This is a genomic window from Streptomyces sp. NPDC005485 (assembly GCF_040606085.1).
Classification (GTDB): Bacteria; Actinomycetota; Actinomycetes; order Streptomycetales; family Streptomycetaceae; genus Streptomyces.
In genome coordinates, this window is record NZ_JBEXDZ010000030.1 from 62,288 (window position 1) to 72,690 (window position 10,403).

The following is a 10,403-nucleotide window of genomic DNA, read 5'->3' on the forward strand; positions in this document are numbered from 1 at the left end:
CGGTGAACAGGGCCATGTGACAGCCACGCAGATGGCCCCGCCGTTCCGAGGAACGGCGGGGCCACGTGGTGCGGTCGATCAACCCGGGGTCACCGGGGGAACGTGCGTCAGACGAGGGTCGCCAGCGACTCGTTCCAGGTGGCCGACGGGCGCATGACCGCCGCCGCCTTGGCGGGGTCCGGCTGGTAGTAGCCGCCGATCTCGGCGGGCTTGCCCTGGACGGCGAGGAGCTCGTCGACGATCGTCTGCTCCTGGGCGGAGAGCGTCTCGGCAAGCGGGGCGAACGCCTTGGCGAGGGCCGCGTCGTCCGTCTGCTGAGCCAGCTCCTGCGCCCAGTACAGGGACAGGAAGAAGTGGCTGCCGCGGTTGTCGATGCCGCCGACGCGGCGGGTCGGCGACTTGTCCTCGTTGAGGAAGGTCGCCGTCGCGCGGTCGAGGGTGTCGGCGAGGACCTGGGCGCGCGCGTTGCCGCGGGTCTGCGCGAGGTGCTCGAAGCTGGCCGCCAGGGCGAAGAACTCGCCGAGGCTGTCCCAGCGCAGGTAGTTCTCCTTGACGAGCTGCTGGACGTGCTTCGGCGCGGAGCCGCCGGCGCCCGTCTCGAACAGACCGCCGCCGGCCATCAGCGGGACGACCGACAGCATCTTGGCGCTGGTGCCCAGCTCCAGGATCGGGAACAGGTCGGTCAGGTAGTCACGCAGCACGTTGCCGGTGACCGAGATCGTGTCCTGACCCTTGCGGATGCGCTCCAGGGAGAACTTCGTCGCCTCGACCGGGGAGAGGATCTTGATGTCCAGGCCCTCGGTGTCGTGCTCCGGCAGGTACGCGTTGACCTTCTCGATGAGCTGCGCGTCGTGGGCGCGGGTCTCGTCCAGCCAGAACACGGCCGGGGCGCCGGTCGCGCGGGCGCGGGTGACGGCCAGCTTGACCCAGTCGCGGATCGGGGCGTCCTTGGCCTGGCAGGCGCGGAAGATGTCGCCCGGGGCGACAGCCTGCTCCAGGACCACGTTGCCGGCCTGGTCCACGAGGCGGACCGTGCCGGCGGCCGCGATCTCGAAGGTCTTGTCGTGGCTGCCGTACTCCTCGGCCTTCTGCGCCATGAGGCCGACGTTCGGGACGGAGCCCATGGTCGACGGGTCGAAGGCGCCGTTGGCGCGGCAGTCGTCGAGGACGACCTGGTACACGCCGGAGTAGCTGCTGTCCGGGAGGACGGCGAGGGTGTCGGCCTCCTGGCCGTCCGGGCCCCACATGTGGCCGGAGGTGCGGATCATCGCCGGCATGGAGGCGTCGACGATCACGTCGGAGGGGACGTGCAGGTTGGTGATGCCCTTGTCGGAGTCGACCATCGCCAGCTCCGGGCCCTCGGCGAGCTCGGCCTCGAAGGACGCCTTGATCGCGTCGCCCTCGGGCAGCGCCTCCAGGCCCTTGAGGATGCCGCCGAGACCGTCGTTCGGGGACAGGCCGGCCGCGGCGAGCTTCTCCCCGTACGAGGCGAACGTCCTCGGGAAGAAGGCGCGCACGACATGGCCGAAGATGATCGGGTCGGAGACCTTCATCATCGTGGCCTTGAGGTGCACGGAGAAGAGCACGCCCTCGGCCTTGGCGCGGGCGATCTGCTCCTTGAGGAAGGTGTTCAGCGCCGCGACGTGCAGGACGGAGGCGTCGACGACCTCGCCCGCGAGGACCGGTACCGACTCACGCAGGACAGTGGTGGAGCCGTCCTCGCCCGCCAGCTCGATGCGCAGCGAACCGGCCTCGGAGATCACCGTGGACTTCTCGGTGGAGCGGAAGTCCTCCGCGCCCATGGTCGCGACGTTGGTCTTCGAGTCGGACGACCACTTGCCCATGCGGTGCGGGTGGGTCTTGGCGTAGTTCTTGACCGAGGCGGGGGCGCGACGGTCGGAGTTGCCCTCGCGCAGCACCGGGTTCACGGCGGAGCCCTTGACCTTGTCGTAGCGGGCGCGGATGTCGCGCTCCTCGTCCGACTTCGGCTCGTCCGGGTAGTCCGGAAGCGCGTAGCCCTGCGACTGCAGCTCGGTGATCGCGGCCTTCAGCTGCGGGACCGACGCCGAGACGTTCGGCAGCTTGATGATGTTCGCCTCGGGCGTCTTCGCCAGTTCGCCGAGCTCGGCGAGGGCGTCGGCGATGCGCTGGCCCTCCTCCAGGAACTCGGGGAAGAGGGCGATGATGCGCCCGGCCAGCGAGATGTCACGGGTTTCCACAGTGACACCCGCCTGCGAGGCGTACGCCTGGACCACCGGCAGGAACGAATACGTCGCCAGGGCCGGGGCCTCGTCAGTGTGCGTATAGATGATGGTCGAGTCAGTCACCGGGTGCTCCGCTCCACGTCTGCAACATTGCTCGACATCAAGATATCTCGTGAGTGCTCCCCACTCGACAGGGCCCTGCCCCCAGCGGGGGCGAAATGCGCCGGGGAGACCGACATCGTCCGGCTCCGTGAGGCCACGGTTAGGGTGCACTCCATGATGTTCGGAAGCAGGGGGAAGGCGCGGTTTCTCGCCGCTGTCGAGGGCTTGGAGAGCGCCGTACGGGACCGGGACGCCAAGCGGTGCAGGCGGGGGCTCAGGGAGATTCACCGGGCCTACGGGAAGGCCGGGGACCAGGAGATCGCGGAGGGCGGGGCCCGGCTGGCCGCGCTGCTGCCGGAGCTGCCCGACGGGCCGCGCGGCGGTCTCGCCGTGTTCGTGGGTGCGTGCGTCGAGCGGGGTGCCGATGCCCGGCGGTGCGCTCCCGCCGTGCTCGCGGGGCTGGCGCAGGCCCTCGAAGCAGCTGAGGAGTTCTGCGAGCGCTGGGCGGCGAGCGGGGGCGGGGACTTCCCGGAGCCCGATGACGGCGATCCGGGGCCGGGTGTCGTCGAGCGCGGCGGACACTGTGCCGCCTTCGGTTGGTGGACGCTGCCCCAGTGGGAGATGGCCGCAGCCGCGATGCTCAGCCACGTCGAGGTCCGCAAGGAACTCGACAGCATCGTGCGCGCCCGCCTGCTGCGGGACCTGCGCACGGTCACCGAGGCTTCCGGGCACGACTTCAAGTGCCTCGAACAGGTCCTCCTCGTACTCGACGACGAGCCCCTGGTCGCCCTGGACCGCTCCTCGGGCGCCGGTTACGCGCTGCGGATGACCGGCCTCGGCGACACCTTCCAGCTCCATACGCTGCTCGCCGACGTCCTGATCGGCGGCGGCCACCTGCCCGGCCAGGCGCCCTCCGCGCGAGAGGCGGCCGTCTGTCGCGACGCACCGGGCCAGGTCCCGACCACCGGATCGTTCAACCTCGTCGCCCCGGACGGGAGCTTGCTGTGGAACGAGGGGACACCCGCCGACATCCCGGTCGTCGACGGGGTCCGGCTGCTGGTCCTCGACCCGCCCCCGTACCGGCGGGGCTGGCCGGCCGCTTCTTCCCGAACATGCCCGGCGACCTGGTGCTGGAGCGGGTGCTCGGCGCGGAGGAGACGGCGCAGTGGTTCACGCAGGTGGCGCCCGCCAAGGGCTGAGGGTTACGGCAGCGGTGCGGTGCTCTGCTCCCTGTGGGGCTCCGTCCGGTGGGGTTCCCGCTGGTGCGGGATCGCCACCGACCCCTGCTGCAGGGCGACCGTACGCGCGGGTGCGGGAATGTGGATCCCCTCCTCGCGGTACCGCTTGTGCAGGCGCTTGATGAACTCGTGCTTGATCCGGTACTGGTCGCTGAACTCGCCCACGCCGAGGATGATCGTGAAGCCGATGCGGGAGTCGCCGAAGGTGTGGAAACGGATGGCGGGCTCGTGGTCGGGGACGGCGCCGGTGATCTCGGTCATCACCTCGGCGATGACCTCGGTGGTGACGCGCTCCACGTGGTCCAGGTCGCTGTCGTAGCTGACGCCGGCCTGGACGAGGATGGTCAACTGCTGTTCCGGGCGGTTGTAGTTGGTCATGTTGGTGCCCGCCAACTGGCCGTTGGGGATGATGACCAGGTTGTTGGAGAGCTGTCGCACGGTCGTCTGCCGCCAGTTGATGTCGACGACGTAGCCCTCCTCGCCGCTGCTGAGGCGGATGTAGTCGCCGGGCTGGACGGTCTTCGAGGCGAGGATGTGGATACCGGCGAAGAGGTTCGCGAGGGTGTCCTGCAGGGCCAGCGCGACCGCGAGGCCGCCGACGCCCAGGGCGGTGAGCAGCGGGGCTATGGAGATGCCCAGCGTCTGCAGCATGACGAGGAAGCCCATCGCCAGCACCACGACCCGGGTGATGTTGACGAAGATGGTGGCCGACCCGGCGACGCCCGAGCGGGACTGCGTCACGGCCCGGACCAGACCGGTGATCACCCTGGCCGCGGTGATCGTCGCGACCAGGATCAGCAGGACGGTCAGGATCCGGTTGACGTTGCGTCCGACGGACGCGGTCAGCGGGAGCGCCGCGCCCGCCGCGGCGATCCCGCCGGCAACCGCCGCCCAGGGCACCAGGGTTCGCAGCGCGTCGACGATGACGTCGTCGCCGCTCCACCGGGTCCGGGTCGCGTGCTTGCCGAGCCACCGCAGCAGCGCGCGCAGCAGAAGGGCCGCCAGCAGACCGGCCACGACCGCGATCCCGGCGATGACGAAGTCGTCCAGCGTGAGGTCCCGCTTCATCGTCCACCTCCAGCGGTGCGGAGGCGGGGGCCCGCCGCGGCCGACGGAGCGAGGTCCGCCTCGGACTGCCCCATCGGGCGCCGTATGTGATGTGTCGTCACCATGTCACCTGCTCGAATCCGGTATGCGCGATCTCGCCGGGAACACGAGTTCGTCGTCCGGCGCGAAGGTTCATCCTGCCGCATGCCGAAGGGCTCGCCGACCGCGTCACAGCCCGCTGAACGAGCCGTGCCGGCCGGCGCCCGAGGCGAAGCGTGCGGCGCCCTCCAGGCTCTCGTCCAACGCCTCCATGCCGTACCGGAGTTCGCGACGCATCGCCAGGGTCTCGACCGCCCCCTCCTGGTCCAGGACGGAGGCGCGGTCGCCGCGGAGGCAGGCCTGCGGGAAGCCGGCGATGTCGGCGGCCAGTCGCTCGGCCTCGGTGCGGGCGCTGCCGGGCGGGACGATCCGGTTGGCCAGGCCCATTTCGTACGCCTCCGGGGCGGGGACCGGGCGGCCGGTGAGGATCATGTCCATCGCGCGGCTGGTGCCGATGAGCCGGGGCAGCCGTACCGTGCCGCCGTCGATGAGCGGCACGCCCCAGCGGCGGCAGAAGACCCCGAAGACCGCGTCCTCCTCGGCGACCCGCAGATCGCACCAGAGCGCCAGTTCCAGGCCCCCTGCCACGGCGTGCCCGGCGACCGCCGCGATCACCGGCTTGGACAGCCGCATGCGGGTGGGGCCCATCGGCCCGTCACCGTCCTCGGCGACCACGTTGCCGCGCTCGGTGCCGATCGCCTTGAGGTCCGCGCCCGCGCAGAAAGTACCGCCCTCGCCCCACAGCACCGCCACCCGGGCCGCGGTGTCGTCCTCGAACTCGCGGAAGGCGTCGGCGAGTTCGACGGCGGTGGGGCCGTCCACCGCGTTGCGGGCCTCTGGGCGGGACAGTACGACCGTGGTGACGTACCCCTGGCGTTCGATCCGGACCGGCATCGCGCTGTCTCCCTCTCCCGACCACTGCGACTGGCGTACGCCGAGGTTACTCCGCGGTAGCGCAGCTGTCGGCGGAATGCGCCGCCCACTCGGGGAAGGGGTCGTCGTACGCCGTCCCCGACGACCGTTCGGCCTCGGTCAGCAGGCACTGCGACAGCGCGAGCCGCAGCGACTGGCGCCGCAGGTCCGTGCCGATGAACACGAGCTCCTGCCCCCGCACCGGATCGTCGCCGTGGGCCGCGACCGGTTCGAAGCGGGCGACGGAGCCCGCCTGCGACCACAGTCCGGTGGTGTCCGGGCGGCTGGCGAGAGTGAAGAAGCCCTTGGAGCGCAGTACTCGGCCGTAGGCGCCGTCGCCGAGCGGGCCGGTCAGCAACTGCCAGAGGCGGCCGGGGTGGAAGGGGCGCGGATCGCGCAGGACGAGGGACGAGATGCCGTACTCCTCGGTCTCCGGGACGTGGTCGCCGTTGAGCTCCGCCACCCAGCCCGGTGCCTGCTCGGCCCGGTCGAGGTCGAACAGCCCGGTGCCCAGGAGGCGGGCCGGGTCGATCGCGCCGCGGACCGTGCGGTGCACGCGCGCGGACGGGTTGAGGCGGCGCAGGGTCGCCTCCAGGCGGGTGGCCGCCTCGTCGGTGACCAGGTCCGTCTTGTTGAGGAGGAGGACGTCCGCGAACTCGATCTGGTCCACCAGCAGATCGCTGACGGTGCGCTCGTCCCCCTCGACCGGGGTGATTCCGCGGTCGAGCAGGTCGTCGCCGCGGTCCAGTTCCGGCAGGAAGTTCACCGCGTCGACGACCGTGACCATGGTGTCGAGGCGGGCGAGGTCCGCGAGGCTCGCCCCGTCGTCGCGCGTGAACGCGAAGGTCGCCGCGACCGGCATGGGTTCCGAGATGCCGCTGGACTCGATGAGCAGATAGTCGAACCGCCCCTCGCGCGCGAGGCGTTCGACCTCGTCGAGAAGGTCGTCGCGCAGCGTGCAGCAGATGCAGCCGTTGGTCAGCTCCACGAGCCGCTCCTCGGTGCGGGAGAGGGCGCCGCCGTCCCGTATCAGCGAGGCGTCGATGTTGATCTCGCTCATGTCGTTCACGATGACCGCGACCCGCAGGCCCTGGCGGTTGCCGAGGATGTGATGGAGCAGGGTGGTCTTGCCGGCGCCGAGGAAGCCGGACAGGACGGTCACAGGGAGACGGCTGTCGCCGGGGGTGGTGAGCACGCCCGGCACGCTAGCTTAATGGAAATGATTTTCACAAGCTGGAAGACTGTGAGCCTACGGGCGCTCAGATCACCTTCAGACGGACCAGCGCGCCCAGCGTCAGCGCCCCCGGCAGCAGCGGCAGCCACACCGTGATGATCCGGTACGCCAGCACCACGGCCGTGGCCACGGCCACCGGGCCGCCCGCCGCGACCAGCGCCACGACGAGCGCGGCCTCCACCGAGCCGAGGCCGCCCGGCGTCGGCACCAGGGCCACGGCCACCGTCGCCGCGAGATACGCGAGCGCCATGTGCAGTGGTGGCACCGGCAGGTCCAGCGCCTGCCCCACCGCGGTCAGTCCGGCCGCCTGGAGCACCGGGAAGGCCAGCGACCCGCCCCACAGGGCGAGCGCACGGGCGGGCCGGGCGTGCACCGAGCGGGCCTCGCGCAGTGCGGTGCGCAGGAAGGCCGCCACCGCCGTCCGCAACCGTCCGACGCAGAGCAGCGTGAGCGCCGCGATGCACAGCACCCCGGCACCTGCGAGCAGCAGCGGCCCGGCCGCCCCGGCCGGGATCAGCGTTCTCAGATGCAGCGCGCCCGGAAAGGCGACCAGCAGGACCAGCAGCAGACCCAGCCGGGTCACCGACTCCGCGAGCAGATAGAGCGCGAGCGCCGCCGACGAACGGGCGAGCGGCACCCCGCACACCGTCATGAAGCGCAGGTTGACCGCGCCCGCCCCGAGGCCGGTCGGCAGCAGATGGTTGGCCGCGCCCGCCGCGAACTGCGTGGCCAGCAGCCGCCGTGCGGGCAGCCGCTCGACGACCGCGCCCTGCCGGGTGAAGGCCGCCGCGACCCAGGTGAGGCAGGTCGCGGCAGCGGCGGCCAGCAGCCAGGGCCACTCGGCCGTCGCCAGCTGGCCGAAGCCCTCCGCGAGGACGGAGCGGTGGCGCACCGCGACCACCAGGACGAGCAGAAGCGGAAGCAGGCACAGGACCTGCCGGACCGGAAGGCGTCTGGGGAGTCCCTGGGGAAGTTCGGGGAGTCCTTCGGGGAGGCGTACCGCAGTCACATCGGGAGAGGTTTTCCACACCGCACCAACGTGGGGTTGCGGGCACGGGGACGGCGGCTGACACGCCGGGCAAAGGCAGGTCGCCGGATGCGCGGCGGCTGCCGGAACCCCTGTGTGTGCGGGTTTCTGCCGGCTTTCGTTGACCTCAACGAAGCTTGAGGTCTTAACGTCTCTCCCATGAGCATGGAGACCACCGCCTGGACCCAGCTGCACAGCGTCATGAACGCGCAGCAGGAACGCCGCCCCTTCGACCCCGCGACGCTGCGCCGCATCGCCGCCTTCGCCGGCCCACACCGCCGCCGCATCATCCAGTTCGTGCTGCTCAGCGTGGTGACCGCGCTTCTCGCCGTGGCGACGCCGGTGCTCGCGGGGCACGTCGTCGACACGATCGTGTCCCACGGCGACGAGGGCACCGTCGTCCGCCTTGCCGTGCTCATCGCTGTGATCGCGCTCGCCGAGGCGGCGTTCGGGATCCTCAGCCGATGGTTGTCGTCGACGCTGGGTGAAGGGCTCATCCTGGATCTTCGGACGGCTGTGTTCGATCATGTGCAGCGCATGCCGGTCGCGTTTTTCACACGTACCCGTACGGGCGCGCTAGTCAGTCGTCTCAACAATGACGTCATCGGAGCCCAGCGCGCCTTCAGCAACACCCTGTCGGGAGTGGTCAGCAATCTGGTGACGCTGCTGCTCACGCTGGCCGTGATGCTCACCCTGTCCTGGCAGATCACCCTGCTCGCGCTCGTCCTGCTGCCGGTGTTCGTGATCCCCGCCCGGCGGATGGGCAGCCGGATGGCGAAGCTCCAGCGCGAGGCGGCGGACCTCAACGCCTCGATGGGCACCCGGATGACCGAGCGGTTCTCCGCGCCCGGCGCCACGCTGGTCAAGCTGTTCGGGCGGCCCGAGCAGGAGTCGGTCGAGTTCGCGGCGCGCGCCCGGCGGGTACGGGACATCGGCGTACGGACGGCGATGGCGCAGTCGGCGTTCATCACGGCGCTGACGCTGGTGTCGGCTCTGGCGCTCGCGCTCGTCTACGGTCTCGGCGGCTGGTTCGCGCTGCGCGGCACCCTGGAGCCGGGCGCGGTCGTCTCCCTGGCGCTGCTGCTGACCCGCCTGTACGCGCCGCTCACCTCGCTCGCCGGGGCTCGCGTGGAGGTCATGAGTGCCCTCGTCAGCTTCGAGCGCGTCTTCGAGGTGCTCGACCTCAAGCCGCTGATCGAGGAGAAGCCGGACGCGCGCAAGGTGCCCGAAGGTCCGGCGGCCGTGGAGTTCGACGACGTCCGCTTCGCCTACCCCTCCGCCGACAAGGTCTCCCTCGCCTCGCTGGAGGAGGTCGCCGCCCTCGACACCCGCGGCGGCGCCGAGGTCCTGCACGGCGTCTCCTTCCGCGCCGAACCCGGCCAGACCGTCGCGCTCGTCGGCTCCTCCGGCGCGGGCAAGTCGACCATCGCCCAGCTGCTGCCCCGGCTGTACGACACCGACGAGGGCACCGTCCGCATCGGCGGGGTCGACGTGCGTGACCTGAGCGCCGACTCGATGCGCGAGACCCTCGGCATGGTCACCCAGGACGGGCACCTGTTCCACGACTCGGTGCGGGAGAACCTGCTGCTGGCCCGGCCGGCGGCGACCGAGGACGAGCTGTGGGACGTACTGCGCCGCGCCCGCCTGGAGGACCTCGTCCACTCCCTGCCCGACGGCCTCGACACCGTGGTCGGCGAACGCGGCTACCGGCTCTCCGGCGGCGAACGCCAGCGCATGACCATCGCCCGCCTGCTGCTGGCCCGCCAGCGCGTCGTCATCCTCGACGAGGCCACCGCCCACCTGGACAACACCTCGGAGGCGGCCGTCCAGGAGGCGCTCGCCGAGGCGTTGGAGGGCCGGACCGCCGTGGTGATCGCACACCGCCTGTCGACCGTGCGGGCGGCGGATGCGATCCTCGTCGTGGAGGCAGGGCAGATCGTGGAACGGGGCACGCACGAGGAGCTGCTCGCCGCCGGCGGACGCTACGCGGAGCTGTACCGTACCCAGTTCGAGAAGCACCCTGCGGAGGCGGCGCAAACGATCTGATCGCTCGTGATTGGTTCCCGATCGGAATCTTCACAGTGACCACTGATAATTTACGAAGGGCGCGATGTACCAATAGCTCGGGTGGGGGGAACGCCCGATCAAGAGGTCAGGGGGGCTCGCGGTCGCTTGTGCGGCCGCTGCGTCAATCCGCGCTGGTCAGGTGTAAGTGCGGAGGGAGACGCGGCCGTGACGTGGGCATGCCAATCAAGGGGGGCGTTCAGCCTCACCCGTCCCATAGGTGACGCACGTTCGGATGTGCGGCATGGCTGAGCCGGAGGCAGGACCCGGCTCGCGCCGTCGCCGCGCGGCCCCGAAGCAGCCCTGGCACCGCCGTCTGCGTGGCCTCGGCCGCGGCGCCGCGGGCACGGAGGCGGGCGCGGCTTCGCCCCGGCAGGGCGACCTCGGTCGAGGCCGTCATCCAGGCCTCGCGAGCCGTCGAGGCCGGCGACGCCGACATCGTGCTCGCGGGCGGCGTGGAATCGATGAGCCGCGCA

Annotated in this window: 7 protein-coding genes and 1 pseudogene; 3 read left to right on the forward strand and 5 right to left on the reverse strand. The window is 71.1% G+C overall.

Features of this window, described 5'->3' with window-relative positions; genetic code table 11:
- Nucleotides 1-107: 107 nt before the first annotated feature.
- Nucleotides 108-2,327 carry an NADP-dependent isocitrate dehydrogenase gene (locus ABZS97_RS13280; protein ID WP_356136951.1) on the reverse strand — a complete coding sequence of 740 codons (2,220 nt, stop codon included), beginning with the start codon at nucleotides 2,325-2,327 and terminating at the stop codon, nucleotides 108-110.
- Nucleotides 2,328-3,310: 983 nt separating this feature from the next.
- On the opposite strand from ABZS97_RS13280, the gene ABZS97_RS13285 reads away from it, so the two are divergent.
- Entirely contained in the window at nucleotides 3,311-3,505 is a 195-nt protein-coding gene (locus tag ABZS97_RS13285) for a hypothetical protein (RefSeq protein WP_356136953.1), read from the forward strand.
- A 3-nt stretch (nucleotides 3,506-3,508) separates the two neighbouring features.
- On the opposite strand, the gene ABZS97_RS13290 is transcribed toward ABZS97_RS13285, so the two are convergent.
- The 4 genes from ABZS97_RS13290 to ABZS97_RS13305 form a co-directional block, all read right to left on the reverse strand.
- Complete coding sequence (locus ABZS97_RS13290; RefSeq protein ID WP_356136955.1) at nucleotides 3,509-4,612, reverse strand: mechanosensitive ion channel family protein; 1,104 nt, start codon at nucleotides 4,610-4,612, stop codon at nucleotides 3,509-3,511.
- Nucleotides 4,613-4,819: 207 nt separating this feature from the next.
- Nucleotides 4,820-5,584, reverse strand: a complete 765-nt coding sequence (locus ABZS97_RS13295) for a crotonase/enoyl-CoA hydratase family protein (protein WP_356136957.1) — start codon at nucleotides 5,582-5,584, stop codon at nucleotides 4,820-4,822.
- Nucleotides 5,585-5,630: 46 nt separating this feature from the next.
- On the reverse strand, nucleotides 5,631-6,797 hold the full coding sequence (locus ABZS97_RS13300) for a GTP-binding protein (RefSeq protein WP_356136959.1): 1,167 nt from the start codon (nucleotides 6,795-6,797) through the stop codon (nucleotides 5,631-5,633).
- 64 nt (nucleotides 6,798-6,861) lie between these two features.
- On the reverse strand, nucleotides 6,862-7,845 hold the full coding sequence (locus tag ABZS97_RS13305; RefSeq protein WP_356136961.1) for a lysylphosphatidylglycerol synthase transmembrane domain-containing protein: 984 nt from the start codon (nucleotides 7,843-7,845) through the stop codon (nucleotides 6,862-6,864).
- A gap of 183 nt (nucleotides 7,846-8,028) precedes the next feature.
- On the opposite strand from ABZS97_RS13305, the gene ABZS97_RS13310 reads away from it, so the two are divergent.
- Together ABZS97_RS13310 and ABZS97_RS13315 are read left to right on the forward strand one after the other, a co-directional pair.
- Nucleotides 8,029-9,909, forward strand: a complete 1,881-nt coding sequence (locus tag ABZS97_RS13310; RefSeq protein WP_356136971.1) for an ABC transporter ATP-binding protein — start codon at nucleotides 8,029-8,031, stop codon at nucleotides 9,907-9,909.
- 395 nt (nucleotides 9,910-10,304) lie between these two features.
- Nucleotides 10,305-10,403, forward strand: a pseudogene (locus ABZS97_RS13315) (hypothetical protein); the annotation flags it as partial.

Coding starts and splice junctions, on each gene's coding strand:
- ABZS97_RS13290 (WP_356136955.1), bottom strand. CDS start 4,612: ATGAAGCGGGACCTCACGCTGGACGACTTCGTCATCGCCGGGATCGCG.
- ABZS97_RS13310 (WP_356136971.1), top strand. CDS start 8,029: ATGGAGACCACCGCCTGGACCCAGCTGCACAGCGTCATGAACGCGCAG.
- ABZS97_RS13295 (WP_356136957.1), bottom strand. CDS start 5,584: ATGCCGGTCCGGATCGAACGCCAGGGGTACGTCACCACGGTCGTACTG.